The organism is Stenotrophomonas sp. YJH_SMC_43, from assembly GCF_059372535.1.
On record NZ_JCAFVQ010000003.1, the window covers coordinates 136,615 to 149,912 of the forward strand.

The 13,298-nt window shown below is 61.9% G+C and carries 14 protein-coding genes, 1 tRNA gene and 1 pseudogene; 9 read left to right on the forward strand and 7 right to left on the reverse strand.

Annotated elements, in window-relative coordinates:
* Positions 1-24 precede the first annotated feature (24 nt).
* On the forward strand, positions 25-390 hold the full coding sequence (locus AC5QAH_RS12840; protein WP_239682767.1) for a hypothetical protein: 366 nt from the start codon (positions 25-27) through the stop codon (positions 388-390).
* 64 nt (positions 391-454) lie between these two features.
* On the opposite strand, the gene AC5QAH_RS12845 is transcribed toward AC5QAH_RS12840, so the two are convergent.
* Entirely contained in the window at positions 455-1,639 is a 1,185-nt protein-coding gene (locus tag AC5QAH_RS12845) for a hypothetical protein (protein WP_239682766.1), read from the reverse strand.
* Positions 1,640-1,745: 106 nt separating this feature from the next.
* On the opposite strand from AC5QAH_RS12845, the gene AC5QAH_RS12850 reads away from it, so the two are divergent.
* Complete coding sequence (locus tag AC5QAH_RS12850; protein WP_495232385.1) at positions 1,746-2,612, forward strand: PoNe immunity protein domain-containing protein; 867 nt, start codon at positions 1,746-1,748, stop codon at positions 2,610-2,612.
* A 1-nt stretch (position 2,613) separates the two neighbouring features.
* Here the strand turns inward: AC5QAH_RS12850 and AC5QAH_RS12855 are convergent, their stop codons facing one another.
* Positions 2,614-3,018 (reverse strand): DUF805 domain-containing protein, encoded by a 405-nt coding sequence (locus tag AC5QAH_RS12855; RefSeq protein WP_019336442.1) that lies wholly within the window; start codon positions 3,016-3,018, stop codon positions 2,614-2,616.
* Positions 3,019-3,304: 286 nt separating this feature from the next.
* Here AC5QAH_RS12855 and AC5QAH_RS12860 point away from each other — a divergent pair, with 286 nt between their 5' ends.
* Positions 3,305-4,042 (forward strand): hypothetical protein, encoded by a 738-nt coding sequence (locus AC5QAH_RS12860; RefSeq protein ID WP_049401607.1) that lies wholly within the window; start codon positions 3,305-3,307, stop codon positions 4,040-4,042.
* A gap of 305 nt (positions 4,043-4,347) precedes the next feature.
* Here AC5QAH_RS12860 and AC5QAH_RS12865 read toward each other — a convergent pair whose 3' ends face one another.
* Both AC5QAH_RS12865 and AC5QAH_RS12870 read right to left on the reverse strand, forming a co-directional pair.
* Positions 4,348-4,848, reverse strand: coding sequence for a hypothetical protein (locus AC5QAH_RS12865; protein WP_049454776.1), 501 nt, complete (start codon positions 4,846-4,848; stop codon positions 4,348-4,350).
* Between the two features lie 99 nt (positions 4,849-4,947).
* Positions 4,948-5,421: a hypothetical protein gene (locus AC5QAH_RS12870; RefSeq protein ID WP_049454807.1), complete on the reverse strand. Its 474-nt coding sequence runs from the start codon at positions 5,419-5,421 to the stop codon at positions 4,948-4,950.
* 211 nt (positions 5,422-5,632) lie between these two features.
* Between AC5QAH_RS12870 and AC5QAH_RS12875 the strand changes: the two genes are divergently transcribed.
* Positions 5,633-5,854, forward strand: coding sequence for a hypothetical protein (locus AC5QAH_RS12875; protein ID WP_049454774.1), 222 nt, complete (start codon positions 5,633-5,635; stop codon positions 5,852-5,854).
* Between the two features lie 989 nt (positions 5,855-6,843).
* On the opposite strand, the gene AC5QAH_RS12880 is transcribed toward AC5QAH_RS12875, so the two are convergent.
* A complete protein-coding gene (locus AC5QAH_RS12880; protein ID WP_152906419.1) occupies positions 6,844-7,206 on the reverse strand; it encodes a hypothetical protein in 363 nt (120 codons plus the stop codon).
* 322 nt (positions 7,207-7,528) lie between these two features.
* Here AC5QAH_RS12880 and AC5QAH_RS12885 point away from each other — a divergent pair, with 322 nt between their 5' ends.
* The 4 genes and pseudogenes from AC5QAH_RS12885 to AC5QAH_RS12900 all read left to right on the forward strand — a co-directional run bounded on the left by AC5QAH_RS12885 (position 7,529) and on the right by AC5QAH_RS12900 (position 10,755).
* The gene (locus tag AC5QAH_RS12885) at positions 7,529-8,341 is read left to right on the forward strand and encodes a hypothetical protein (RefSeq protein WP_152906418.1); all 813 of its coding nucleotides are present in this window, start codon (positions 7,529-7,531) and stop codon (positions 8,339-8,341) included.
* 13 nt (positions 8,342-8,354) lie between these two features.
* Positions 8,355-8,864, forward strand: coding sequence for a hypothetical protein (locus AC5QAH_RS12890; protein WP_152906417.1), 510 nt, complete (start codon positions 8,355-8,357; stop codon positions 8,862-8,864).
* Between the two features lie 720 nt (positions 8,865-9,584).
* Positions 9,585-9,800 (forward strand): annotated as a pseudogene (locus tag AC5QAH_RS12895) (tyrosine-type recombinase/integrase); the annotation flags it as partial.
* Positions 9,801-10,017: 217 nt separating this feature from the next.
* The gene (locus AC5QAH_RS12900) at positions 10,018-10,755 is read left to right on the forward strand and encodes a DUF2971 domain-containing protein (protein WP_160314089.1); all 738 of its coding nucleotides are present in this window, start codon (positions 10,018-10,020) and stop codon (positions 10,753-10,755) included.
* A 77-nt stretch (positions 10,756-10,832) separates the two neighbouring features.
* Here AC5QAH_RS12900 and AC5QAH_RS12905 read toward each other — a convergent pair.
* Both AC5QAH_RS12905 and AC5QAH_RS12910 read right to left on the reverse strand, forming a co-directional pair.
* Positions 10,833-10,906 (reverse strand) — tRNA-Gly (locus tag AC5QAH_RS12905).
* 128 nt (positions 10,907-11,034) lie between these two features.
* Positions 11,035-12,888: an autotransporter domain-containing esterase gene (locus AC5QAH_RS12910; protein WP_049454768.1), complete on the reverse strand. Its 1,854-nt coding sequence runs from the start codon at positions 12,886-12,888 to the stop codon at positions 11,035-11,037.
* A gap of 207 nt (positions 12,889-13,095) precedes the next feature.
* On the opposite strand from AC5QAH_RS12910, the gene thiS reads away from it, so the two are divergent.
* Positions 13,096-13,296 carry a sulfur carrier protein ThiS gene (gene thiS, locus AC5QAH_RS12915; protein ID WP_049454766.1) on the forward strand — a complete coding sequence of 67 codons (201 nt, stop codon included), beginning with the start codon at positions 13,096-13,098 and terminating at the stop codon, positions 13,294-13,296.
* Positions 13,297-13,298 lie beyond the last annotated feature (2 nt).

Genomic DNA, 13,298 nt, shown 5'->3' on the forward strand with positions numbered 1-13,298 from the left:
TACACACCCCAAGGAGAACCACAGATGCGAATGGGAATTCCGCTGTTGTTGCTGTTTGGCCTGGTGGGAGGTGCCGCAGACGTACAGGCTGCGCCGACCCATGCAGTCTCCCGGCTCTACTTCGATGCCAACAACACGCTGATCGGCCAGGGCCTGCGCTACTGCACAGGCAAGACACAGCACCAGGGCGTTGCCTCACACGCCAATACCCGCTGGATCGATGTTTCCTACGCCTGCCAGGGCGACTCGACCAACGTTTCCTACGGCAGCTGGGTGCCTGCGCAACTTCGGCAGGACTTCTGCACGCTGTATGACGCCTGCACGTCACTGATGCCATGGCCGGAACCCGGCCTGCCCGGCACCCTCGGCAACGGCTTCTACTCTGACTGACGCCCGGTAGCCGCTGCACCGTCTCCGGCGATGGCCGCACCGTCGCCGGGGACATCCTCATGGCTCATCCAAGGGATGCGTGGCGCCGCCGAACCGCGCGGGGCAGGCGCAACGAGAAGTGCCCATCGCGGACACGCACGGCCAGTGCGGTTTCCCGCCATTCCACAGGCAAGGCGAGTGCCGTGTGTGGCGTGGGGATGCGTGTGATCGCGTCGAACGACCAGTGTTCCTCATAGGCGTCGCAGCGAAGCGTACCGTCATCGCCGGCCTCGATCACATCGATCCAGGCCGCACTGCGGGCCTTGCCGCTGCCGCCCGTCGCACGGCGGCCAATGGCCTGCCAACGCCCCTGCCAGTGGACGAGCCATACGCCCTCGATGGGACGCAGATCCCCATCAAGCACGCTGCCCGCCACCACCACGCATTGTCCGGACGGGCTGGTGATCACCGTCTCCAGATCGCAGGCGTGACGGTCACTGGGCTCGCCATCGAGACAGAGCGCGTACGGGCAGATGCGCGCGAACAGGGTCGGATGGGCGGTCAGGCGCAGATCGTCGGGAAGCAGCGGGATGGCCTGCAGCACCCGGGCATCCGGCAGGACATGCCGCAATGCCTGCGGCAACCCGGCGGCCAGCGCCGGATGCTCCGGTTCCAGCCATAGACCCCGGCAGGGGCGCAGCGTGGTCGATCGGCAGGGAAGATCCCGCAACCACATCGCGGCTTCGGCATCCCCGCCAAGCTGCCGGCGCTCGTGCAGTTCCTGCCAGAACAGGCTGGGAACAATCGCCAGCAGGTGCATCACCCTCTTGTCCGCTTCGTCGTAGACAATCACGGCCTCGCTGCGATCAATGTAGCCACTGGCCACACGCAGCGCGCTTCCCGCCAGCGTCTGCCACTCGCCACTGGCATCGCGGCTGCCTCCGGTGGATACGCCCTCGACAATGGCGCCATCGCGCAGCATCTGGGTGCCGTAGGCCGGCCCTCCCATGCCCAACTCGCCCCAATCCAACAGGATGTCATGCGTGGGCGGCCGTGTGGCAAAGGGCAGTGTCGCCCGCGAGCGCAGCAGTGCGCCGCCTACGGCATCGCCGACCAGATCGAAGCGCTGCAGCACGCCACCCACTGCAAGGCACGCGGCCAGGGCGACAACCACGCCCAGCGGCGACCACCAGGCCACGCAGATGGCGACCAGGACCAGGAACGGCAGCCACTGGGTGAAACGGCGGAGGGCGATTCGATCAACGGTCATGCGGGCATGGTGACTGCGATTGCGCACCATTCAAACCTTCAACGCGGTGCCAGGCAATGGGGGTCGAACCGGCATTGCCGCTAGACTTTCCCTGATGATGGAACCGATGACTGCCGTGAACCGCCGGAATCTGCTGCTGGACGTACTACCGCGATGGAGAGCACTGGCCAAGGATCCGGGAGTACCGCGCCGCATGCTTCGCCTGCCGGACTGGCAGGCGGACTGGAACGCGGGCATGGCCCTGCTTGCGCGTCATGCGCGCAATGGCGGTGAACCTGCGGAGGAGCCGCTGCAGGGGTATACGGCGCTGGAACATGCCTACGGCTGGGAAGCGGTTGCCCAGACCGGCAGCAACCTGCTGCTGAAAGGCATCGACCGCGGCTTCGCCCCCACGGCATTGCAGCAGATGCAGGCCGACGTGACAGAGCTGTGGCTGGAACACGCACGTTTGCTGGCGTTAGCCCGGGACAGCCTGCAACAGCAAGGCCACGACATCGCGCTGGCCGCGTCGTTGCAACCGCGTACAACGCAGCACTACGAATACGCACTACAGTTGTTGTCACTGGGCGTGCTGCTGGATGCGCAGGATCGTCTTCCGGCGCTGGTGGAGCAGGTGCTCTGCTTCGAAACCGACCGCGTGCTGGACTACCTCAGCGCGCCGGAACTCGGCCTTGCCGAAGCCAGCGATGCGATATTCCATCCGCGCCCGTTCGCCGAGCTGTTCGCGCCATTGCGCGACGGTGAAGCGTTCGACCCTTCACTGCTGGCCGGCTACCTGCAGGTGCAGTACCGCGACTTCTTCCTGCTGTCGCCCAAAGCTCAGAAGCGGACCCGACGCCTGACCGGACCGAATGCCTGGGGTTACTGGGCGCTTGAGGTAGCAGCGCTGGTGGTCCTGTATGGCGGAGACGATGCCGCGCTGCGCACCTGCCCGCACTACCCTTCCGACCTGGTGGACTTCGCCCGGCGCTGAGTCAGGCGCCCGGCAGACCGGATATGCCGCCGAATCGATTCTCCTCCTCGTTGCCCGGCAGCAGCATGACCGGGAAGAGGACGAATACGCCCAACGGGATGAAGGCGATCACGACGTACCAGCCAGACTCGTCGATGTCATGCAGTCGTCGAACGGCCAGGGCCAGCATCGGCGGAAGGAGGACGATGACCGCGCAGACCGTCATGCCCCACCCCAGCATCCGGAACGGCTCGAAGGCCTCGCCATCGAGCAGCACGGTGCCCGTCAGCCAGTATCCGCCGTCCATCAAGGTGTAGCTCGCTGCCACCACAAGCGCAGCAGACAGGGAGTACGACCAGAACTCTTTCCGGTTGGATCGCCCTGAAAAATCAAAGCAACGCCTGAGGGGCAAAAGTGCGGGGATCATTCGCGCTCCGGGCAGCGGACGATGGGTCGACGGTTAACGATCTTTTAGCATCCCCAAGCCCAGCACCAACTGAACCCTGCGGCCCGACGGGCCCGGCAGACAGCGGAGGTTGCCCCGGGGCGGCCACGCAACCGCAAACAAGGTGCGAACTGCCGCACATTTCCATGGCCGTGAGCATTTTGAATCGAGTCGCTGGCTCGCCGAAGTGACGAACGGGTTCAATTCCCGCTTTCCAGACTCATGCCTCTGCTAGCGTCACGACTCACTCATGGATTCGAGGTTTTGAATGGCTGCGATTTCTTTTTCGCTGATGCTTGCACTGCTTTCCGCGCAGGCCCCGATGGCCGCAAACGCGGAACGTGATTACACCGGACCGGCAGGGGCATCCTCGATCGGGCCGGGCATCTGCGACCCCGGCATGGACATGCTGCCGAACGGCGGAGGCGTGGTGATCCGGCGCTGCGGCAAGAACGGTACGGTCGCGGGCGTTGGCAGCAATATCGATGCTGCGACGGCCAACACCAATGGCTTCCTGGCCGTCGCCGAGGAAGGCCCCGTATGCAGTGTTTTCGCACGCGATCCCTATGTCAGCATCCCGGCACCGGGTGTGGGCATCAAAGGAGAGTGCAGTTCCACTCCGATTTCCGCCTATGGCATGACGACCACCACTGCGGGACAGAACCTGCTTGAGCTGGCCATCACCCTGGCGGCGACGCAGGCGCGGTGCAATGTCGACTACTACTATGGGTCGGCACATGGCTATAAGTATCCCTACAGCTGCACTCGCCCGGGCCAATCCTGGAGCGTTGCCGGCCTTGGCTCCAGCGTCGACGATTCAAACGCGATGGCAATGCGGCTTGTGAAGAAATCATCCAAGACCGGTACGCACTGCTATTTTGACAACGCCGAGTTGAATGGCGTCGTCTTCCGCGCATACCTGCACTGCAACGGATCGACCTATACCGGTTTCGGGAGTTCCGTCACTGCCGCAGCCAAGGACGCGGCTGCGCAAGCGGGCGCATAAGCCACTCGGGCTGTGGTTCGAAGGAGCCACAGCCCGACGCATTGAAGAATGAGGTTTCGGCGCTGCCCCACACACTGGACTCCGGTGTGGTTCAAGGAGTGCGCCGCGTCTGCCTGGGGTGAATACCCTGGAGACATGGAGCGGGCGATGGGAATCGAACCCACGTCAGTAGCTTGGGAAGCTCACAAAGAAATCCTTTCAAATCAACAGCATTATACGGATTTCCGCTCCGCAATCGGCGAACCATCCGCATCGATTTTCGCAGGATTTTTCGCCTTGTTTCAGCAATTGCGGAGCGCTTTTGGCTACAGAATGCGTGGGAGGTAACCGAGCAATACCATCCAGAATAGGACCGTCAGGATCGCCGCAGCGCTCGCGCAAAACCCACTTACCACCATGAGCCACATTACCTGCCGCCCCCTATTATTGACGCCGAGCCGGCATCCCAACCATTGCCAGGCCCGCACTGGCCATGGGGTGGCCCTAGCTAGTGCCGCATCGAAGGCCAGTGGATCTGGCAATTGATCCAGCTTCACCAGCCGATCCAAGGTAGTCATTGACGACTCAATCGCGCCCGCATAGGTGCAGATCAACCCTCCGAGGAACTTCGAGGCGAGCACGAATCCCAACACCGCTAGGAGCAATGGAAGCGCCGCCTTGATGCCAGGCAATGTGACCAATCCCTGCAATCGGTCTAGGTTGGCAGCAGCCAAGCCCAGGGCAGCCGCTGTACCAGTCACGAACCATGTAACAAAGACATCCAGCGACCTAAAGCCGCGGTCCGCGCCGCTGGCGAGCAGGGCCATGACGACTACATCGGCATATCTCGCTTTCGCATCATCCGCCACGGTATCCCCCTCCCTTCGCGCTGCCCAACATCCTCGCAGAATGCTACCCCTGAGCCATCAAACGCGCCGTAGCTGCTGCAGCCCTGCCCTCACCCACGCCTTGCGGGTGTCCTTCAGGCGGGGCTTGGTCTCCTTCGGCGGTCGGCGCGGTTCCAGCGCTTCCTTGATTCGCACCAATTCCACAGCCCCGGCCTCGGCCAGACGCCGGACCTGTTGCTGCTGCTCTCGGGTAGGCGGTAGGCCGGGCAGCGGTTCGAGCGGTTCGCTCGGCTTGGCGTCCCAAAGCCAGGCCTCAGCCGCGCACCAGCGTTCGGCGTAGCGCTTGCCTTGGGCGATGCTGGCGGCGCGCTCGTCCTTGGTCTGCCACATCTTCCGGGCATCGAGGTGAACACGCACGTCACGGTCCTTGGCCGGCATGACCTGGGCAATCTGTCGTCCACTCCACCACAGTACCCAGCTCTCCCCCATCTGGACCCAGCCAGAGGGTGGCGGTGCTGCGCGGAAGCCTTGGTAGCCGTGCGAGGGAAGCATGGCGGAGAGCATACGGCTGGACGCCCCAATCGCTGCGATTCGCTCAATGGTCGGTCTTAACCGCTCAGATTCCCCCTGCCACTCCCCTATACGCCGCTCCATAGGTAAATCCCTACATGCCAGCGAGCGGTTTTCCTATTGCGAGCATCCAAGTCCGTTGAGACTTTCCTGCTGCCCACCGGGCATTTATCAACTTGACAATGGAGTGATCATGAAGATCCAAAGTGTCTTGCTTGGTTTGATCGTTGCGGCTGCCGGAGCAGCCAGTGCTGTAGGTGTCATTCCCACTGCCAATGCCGCATCGTTCCACACGTCTTGTGTCCCGATCGGCGGCGGCGTCGCCCAGTGCACTCAGACCTTCTGCCATGAAGGGCAATGCTGGGTCACCGACACCTGGACGCAGCCCGTACGCGAAGCATTGGTCCTGCAGTAAGGCCCTTGGCGCAGCGGCGTCTGCCGCTGCGACCTTTGGCATGGCATGGACCCCATAAGTCCCGTGTCAGAGAACCCCGAGATCCTTCACGACCGCTTGCCCCTGCTGGAGGAGCCCAATCAGCAGACGGCCGCCGGCGACCTGCCGCCCATCTGCTCGTTGAGGTAGTTCGCCTGAAGCCTTGCCGCAGCCAAGATGTCCTCCCACGCAAAACTGTCTGGACGGCCTCTTAGAAGTTCACCTGGCGAAGCGAGGCCCCCATCGAGCTGCTGCACGACCGCGACAATCGCGCTGTCGTTCTTGGCCTAGGCCGTCGCCAGCATCCGTCCACTCTTCGGCGACCAATCGCCAAGCACAAGCTCCGTACCCAAGCTCTGCTTCGGGAGGCCCGCATCTATGGCAGCGCGCTCATAACTCGGCCGCAGCTTGTCGATCACAAGCCCTAGCTCTTTCGTCAGCTGCTCCATTGTGAAATCTGCCCGGAAGCTCGCTTGGATGGCGAGTTCGTAGATGCGAAGAAAGAACTGAGTGGACCCGCGTGCCGCCAACACCAAGTTGTGCTGCGGGATCAAGAGCACCTTTGCGCCGGACGAATGGGCCCCGGTTAGCGCGTCTTCTGCGAGGGTATCAACCGCAACAAGGAGCTGGTCAGGGCGCAGCAGAACGTTGAGGATGCTTATAGCGGGCTCGTCTAGGCGTCCGCGAACTATCGCCGCCCCCGCCCCACCTGTCGAGACCACAATGAGCGCCGAGATCAATGAAATCCTGGACCGCCTACAAGCATGCGAGGCCGGCCTCGAAATGCACCGCGGTTACCTCAAGGCAATGGAGCATGCACTTCGATGATGCGAAAAGTCACAGCAACCTATTGTTCTTAAAGGAGGTCTAATGGGATTAGTGCCTTCCGTACCAACACCAATACCAACTATTTCAGGCGCCGCGTACCAACACATTGCGTCGGCAAGCCTACTTCCGGCCGTGCCCCAATGCTACCGACGGGAGGGCAGCTGGGCCACGAAGTAATCAGGCCTCCCCGCCGCCGCCCATTGACGGACCGCCTTGCAAACGAACTCTTTTGCGTCCATGGCATCCACCGGGGAGGTGTCGCTGTGAACGTAGTAGTCCACCCATCCGTATTCGTCCACGGGTTCCACATCACAGGACAGGTGTAGCAGGAACTTTGCATCCTCCTGCTCATCATCAACAGGCTCGATCCCGAGCTCTTCCCGCAACTCCTGGGCTAGCCGCTTGGCATGCGACCTGACAGTGTCAACGACGACAATCCCATGAGCCATTACGTCCTCAGCAATCAAGGACGTTGAACGCGAGGTGCTAATAACAGGGATTCTCATGCGACCGCCAGTGCTGGAGATGAGGATGGATCGTGCCGCGATCCTATCGCACCCACTGAGACACAGCAGGCAGGCGTCATCAGGGCCGTCCCGACAGGCTTAATCGCCCCGAGTCGAGTCATAGTCGACCCTGAGCCGGCGCGGCGCTACTCGGCTCTTAGCCAGCTGCTGATTTCGCCTAGGTATCCCGTGATAGCATCTTTGGAATCAGGCACAGCTGGGGAAGGCGATGTCTCAAGGAAGAATCGTAGCGTGGCTTTCTATAGCCGCAATCGCCGGAATAACGGCTTGGTATGGGATCACCTCTGTCCGAAATGACACAGTGTCCAACAGCTCAAATGCAGAGCCCCTTGGCCCACAGCACCTACCGATCTCGCCAGTAGCGAGAGAAAGTACACCCGGCGCACTTGACTCGCAGCTTTGGAGCAATGCCGACTCCCAATCGGTGGCGGCACATTTCAACACCCTGCGCTCACGTGCAGAAGTCGGCGATATGGTGGCGCAACGAGAACTGGCAAAGCTGTACCAACAGTGCTCGGTATTCAGTCTGTCTCCAGCGAATATGTATTCGACCTTGGATGCATATGCGGCTGTTCGTGGCGTCCCTCAAAGCACCTACGACGGAATCAAGAAGCGCTTCTCGACCATTTGTTCCGCAGTAGATGGTGGCCAAGTAATACCGCAAGATGCATACACCAACTGGTTCGAGCGAGCTGCGAACCAAGGTGACGCGTACTCCAAGGTTGCGGTGGCGTCCAAGAACTGGGCAGCGCTAAAAGCAGATGACTATCTATCGCTAGCGCGCGACGTGATCCACTCGGGTGACCCGGAAGCCATCTTCTCTCTCGGTGATCTTCTTGCGCTCGCTCCAGATTCTGGAGATTTCGCAGAGTTCAAGCGCGCCACAACAGGACCATATGCCAATTACGCATGGAGCATAGTGGCATGCCGATTGGGCGCAGATTGCGGCCCCGGATCCTATCGATTGGATTCGCTCTGCATCAATACAGGCATATGTGGAGCAGGAGATTTTGAAGACGCCATTAGGAACAATGTGGTTCCTGCTGGACAGCAAGAATCGCTGGACAGAGCGATAGTAGAAGTACAGAGAGCAGTTGGGAAGAAGCCATCTTAAAAAGGACAACTTCGTGAATCGAATCTCCAGAAAGATGAAGTGGAGCACCGCCGGGCTGGTTTTCTTGGCGTTTGCCGCCATCGCTGCAACAGTATCGATCAATGCCAGCTCGTATCCGTACAACCAAGTTGTGGCAGCGCAAAACATGTCGGCCTACGAAATGGCGGAGCTACGAATCGCCGGTCTTGCCGGTTTGGCGGGCATGTACCGAGTCACGCATGGCATTGCTTCTTTGCCTGTCGGCAGCAGGATCAAGGTGACTTGGGGTGATGGGTCGGTCGAAGAAGCCGCTGTTACTTGCCTCAGTGGAATTCCTTGCGTCCAGCCTCTGCCGGGAACTCAGAAACCGCCGAGTGGCGGCGGTGGTGGTGGTGGCGGCATGGAGGACGGCGGGCCGGGTGGTGGGTTTGGTGGGCCTGATTGCTCTGTCAGGCCCCGTACCGGGACTGCATGTACTGAGGCTAACGGCATCCGCAGATGCGAGACCTTCGACGACACGATGGTGGACTGCGGATTCGGCTGATCCATAGCTCCCACCGACAGCAGTTTTGCCCCCTTGGTTCAAGGGGGCATTTTCTTGCCTGTCGCTCTTGGCGTCCCAGCTTCTCATAGGCGGCGGTGATCTGGGCGGAATAGCACATGGCGCGATCTGACACGCCCCGCCGTTCATTCGCCGTGACGCCGCAGCTTAGTGGCCGGTCACGTCGATCAGCACGAAATGGCCAGATGCGCTGAACTGCGTCGCATTGTCGGACTGGGGGATCAAAGCGGCAGCGCCGGCATAGTAAGTAGAAGCGCCCCGAACCCGCTGCACCCGTCCCATCCCCCTGCGGCCCGGTCAGGCGGGTGTCCACACCACGCTCAATCCACTGGCACGAACGAGACGAGATAACCGCGTAGCGCCGACCGGCCGGCACCTGCATATAGGCGCCCTCTGCCGCCCCGAACGGGGCAGTCGTTACGCCCATGATGCGTAGGGGCTTCGCCCAGGAGGCGAATGCCAGCTCGCCGGTGTGCTCTCGGTAGATCTCGATTCCGGTCTTGCCCGGCGTTCCAGTCACAACCGAGTCGTATACCCACACCGTACCGAAGACAAGCGACGAGCCCGTGTAGGCTGACACCCGCCAGTTGTTGCCGCCGAGATTGGTCAGAATAACGCTGAGTCCGAAGTTGTTGTTCGGACCGGTGACCGCTACCTCGGGGCTTTTGGCCTGGAAGTCACGCGTGACGTATCGCCCGGGCAGCGCTCCGCTACAGGTTCGACAAGGTCAGAGAGGCGGCCGGTATTGCAAAGAGGGAATTCCAGTTCCGAGACCTCCGCGCCAAGGCTGGTACGGACAAGGCCGATTCGGCAAAGGACATTCGCGAAGCGCAGGCGCAGTTGGGGCATTCGTCGGTCATTACAACCGAGATCTACGTGCGGGAAAAGAGAGGATCGAAGGCAACCCCGACTCGATAGCCCTTTAGATTACGGCTGTACCCGGCGCCTGACACATTGCAGAATCGCCGGCGCTTTTACAGAATACGGCCGCCACATCTACTGAACGGAATGAGCAATGACGCTACCGAGGGAGTACCGCCCGAGGACCGACGAACTTCTCTACCACTATTGTTCGCCGGAAACATTCTTGGCGATCTGCAGTGGCAAGAAGATTCGTTTTTGCGACATATTCTCGATGAACGACTATCTCGAGATGCATTGGGGTTACAGCATGTGGCAGGAAGCCGCTACTCAGCTCGCAGACAGCTTAGGACAGGAATTTCTAGATCGAGTGGACGCCGTCATAAGTGGCTCAGGATTTGCCGCCCTTCCACTTGCCTCCTGCTTTTCCACCAATGGCGACACGCTCAGCCAATGGAGAGCATACGCAAGCGATGGCCTCGGCTTCTCTATTGGCTTTGATGCAAGGCGGATTCTTGGGCTACCTGCAAATCCTCTCGCGGTCAGCTACAGCGAAGAGCAACAGGTCTTCGAGATCGCTCAGTACGTCAAAGTCGCTCACTTGGTGATGCAGAAAGAACCAGAGAACGATATAAAGCTGTTCGAGCTTGCGTTCCGGCTGGCAATGGATCTGAGCTCCTACAAAAACCCCGCTTTCGCCGAGGAGAGCGAGGTGCGTCTGGTCCACTTGGCCCGATATGAAGAATCGGCAAACGGCCGAAAATTGATCGATTTCCAGGGAACAGCATTCGGCGAGGAATACGCTCCGCAGCCGATCAAATTCTTCATGAAACAAGGATCGCCAGTGGCATACATCGACCTAGACTTCATTGGACCGGATGGCGAGAACCCCATCCGCAGCGTCATAGTCGGCCCCAAGAATCAAAGCCTGACCACTTCAATTTCTGTCATGCTGGAGACGCTTGGACTGCCTGGAGTAGATGTGGTGAAGTCCAAGGCGTCTTATCGATGACGCCCTCGCCCGCGCGAATTGCGGAGCGGCCAAGATATTGCGGAGCGCTTACATATACCGCAAACCCTTGGGAGACATGGAGCGGGCGATGGGAATCGAACCCACGTCAGTAGCTTGGGAAGCTACAGCTCTACCATTGAGCTACGCCCGCATTACGGGTGAAAGTCTATGCGGAGCGGCCGGTGTTGCGCAATGGTGGCCGCCGCACCCGCCGGGCATCGCCGGGCGCTGCCGTGCAGGCATCCCAGGCACCTTGCGGTGCCCGGGATGTTGCATTCATCAGAAGCTGCCACCCACGGTGGCGAAGATCGTCGCGTCACGGGCACGCTTCTGCGCGGCCGTGGTGCTCAGGCCAACGTTGCCCTGCAGGCCGAACAGGTCCATGCGCGCACCCAGAACAGCGGTGGCGTAGTTCTTGTCGAAGTCCAGGCCCGGCACGCGGTAGCTGCCCAGTTCCGGCAGAGTCTGCAGCCAGGCGCTGGCCTGCTTGGTGTCCTCGAACTCGTGGTCGTAGGTCACCTGCACGTACGGCTTGACGGTGCCGCCATCGAAGCGGGCCTGCCAGCCGACGCGGCCGACGGTCGAGTCGACGTTCTGGCGGTCGTAACCCAGCGCCGTGGCCATGGTGCCAGCGGTGGCGCTTTCGGTGTAGCCGTCGATCTTCACCTTCTGCCAGATCACCGAAGCAATCGGGCCGTGGCGGAAACCACCTTCGGTGCCGAACTCGTAACCGGCATTCAGTGCGGCGGTCAGGTTGCTGCCATCCGGCGAACCACCATGCTCACGGGTGGCCGGACCCAGCTGGACCTTGCGGTTCACGTCATACGACAACCAGGTGTAGCTGACCTGGCCGTTGACCCAGACGCGGTCGCCATACCAGGCAGCGAACAGGCCGGCGGTGGTGTCCTTCTGGGTGAAGTCGCCACGGCTGTTGCCGAAGTCGGCACTCATGCGGCCGAAGCCGGCGAAGCCGCCGACCACCACGCCGTTACGTGCCCAGTCGACACCGAACAGGCCGGCCGGCGCCACGCCGTCGTACAGGTCGGCGTGGTCATAGCGCTGCATGTCACCGCGCACGCCACCCCACCACGACAGGCCATCGGCCGGACGGGCGCCCAGGTGGTTGCTGACCTGGTCGGCACGCGAACGGCCGACCGTCTGTGCCGAGTGGCTCAGCACCTGCTGCAGGCGCGGAGCCTCCAGCACCGAGACGGCGTACTGGCCCAGCAACTGGTGACCGGTCACGGTGGGATGCACGCCATCGGCGAACAGATAGGTCTGGTACGCATCGGGGCTGACGTAGGTCGTCGGGTTGCAGCCGATGATGCTGCCCGTGGTGTTGGCCGGGTTGATCTTGCAGGCGGTGCCGGTGACGTTGGTGAAGCCGTACATGCCCGGGTTGGCGGTTACTTCACGCAGGATGCTGAAGGTATCGAGCGGAATGAACTCGATGCCCGCCTGCTTCAGGCCGCCGTACAGTGCCTTGTTGTAGCCCACCGACATGGCGGTGGCGGCTGCCGCGTTGGGGCCGCGGAACTGCGGGGTGATGCCCACGTCCGGCAGGTTCGGCACCAGCACGTACTGGGCACCGGCCTGCTTCAGGGCGCCGACCAGCGCGATCTGGTCGGTGACCGCCGCGCCGATGATGCCCTGCACCTGGGCCGGCGACGCACCCGCGCCGGCAGCACCGGCCGCGGCGAACAGGTCGTTGGCGCCGCCCCAGACGGTATACAGGGCATTACGATCAGCCTTGCCGCCGTTTGCGGCCAGGTAACGGGCCGCCTGCGACTTCAACGACGGGATCGCGCCAAGGGCACCACCGCCTTCGACCGACACGCGGGCACCGCCGACAGCGTAGTTGTCGCCGTTCTGGCCGTTGCCGTTGGGGTCCTTGTTGAGGCCGTAGTAGTTGGCGACCTGCTGCGACCACACCCAGCCCGGGTTGGTGGTGAACTGGCCGGAGAGCCCCTGGGTGGCCTCAGGCAGCAGCGGGCGGAAATAGCCGGCGTCGGTGAGGCTGTCGCCGAAGAACACCGCCTTGGAATACGGACTTTCGCCTGCCATGGCCGGCAGCGCGGCGAGTGCGATCGCAGCCGCCATCAGGGAGCGGATCGGGTGTTTGCTGAGCTGCATCTAGGAACTCCTGTGGGGTAAATAGGTTGGAATCCGGCGCACGTACGCCGGCGCACGGTCAATGGTTTCACCGCGCCGCCGTTTGCTCACGCTGCGCCGCCGCATGGATTGTCGCCTGATCACGCCGGAACCCGCTGTGCTGGAGCTGGCGCCCGGTTCAAATTGCAAACGTTCCGATCTCGACGGGCTATCAGCGACAATGCAGGGATGAACATCCAGCTCAACGGCGAACCCCGCACCCTGCCCGCCTCGGCGACCCTCCACGACCTGCTCGAGGCCGAGCAGCTGCTGCAGCGCCGGGTGGCGGTGGAGGTCAACGGCGAGATCATCAGCCGCAGCCGCCATGGCGAGCACGTCCTGGCCGAAGGCGACATCGTGGAGATCGTGCACGCGCTGGGCGGGGGCTGAGA

Excerpts from the sequence above, each read along its gene's own strand:
- AC5QAH_RS12840 (WP_239682767.1), top strand. The coding sequence starts at position 25 with ATGCGAATGGGAATTCCGCTGTTGTTGCTGTTTGGCCTGGTGGGAGGT.
- AC5QAH_RS12845 (WP_239682766.1), bottom strand. The coding sequence starts at position 1,639 with ATGACCGTTGATCGAATCGCCCTCCGCCGTTTCACCCAGTGGCTGCCG.
- AC5QAH_RS12850 (WP_495232385.1), top strand. The coding sequence starts at position 1,746 with ATGACTGCCGTGAACCGCCGGAATCTGCTGCTGGACGTACTACCGCGA.
- AC5QAH_RS12855 (WP_019336442.1), bottom strand. The coding sequence starts at position 3,018 with ATGATCCCCGCACTTTTGCCCCTCAGGCGTTGCTTTGATTTTTCAGGG.
- AC5QAH_RS12860 (WP_049401607.1), top strand. The coding sequence starts at position 3,305 with ATGGCTGCGATTTCTTTTTCGCTGATGCTTGCACTGCTTTCCGCGCAG.
- AC5QAH_RS12865 (WP_049454776.1), bottom strand. The coding sequence starts at position 4,848 with ATGGCCCTGCTCGCCAGCGGCGCGGACCGCGGCTTTAGGTCGCTGGAT.
- AC5QAH_RS12870 (WP_049454807.1), bottom strand. The coding sequence starts at position 5,421 with ATGCTTCCCTCGCACGGCTACCAAGGCTTCCGCGCAGCACCGCCACCC.
- AC5QAH_RS12875 (WP_049454774.1), top strand. The coding sequence starts at position 5,633 with ATGAAGATCCAAAGTGTCTTGCTTGGTTTGATCGTTGCGGCTGCCGGA.
- AC5QAH_RS12880 (WP_152906419.1), bottom strand. The coding sequence starts at position 7,206 with ATGAGAATCCCTGTTATTAGCACCTCGCGTTCAACGTCCTTGATTGCT.
- AC5QAH_RS12900 (WP_160314089.1), top strand. The coding sequence starts at position 10,018 with ATGAACGACTATCTCGAGATGCATTGGGGTTACAGCATGTGGCAGGAA.
- AC5QAH_RS12910 (WP_049454768.1), bottom strand. The coding sequence starts at position 12,888 with ATGCAGCTCAGCAAACACCCGATCCGCTCCCTGATGGCGGCTGCGATC.
- thiS (WP_049454766.1), top strand. The coding sequence starts at position 13,096 with ATGAACATCCAGCTCAACGGCGAACCCCGCACCCTGCCCGCCTCGGCG.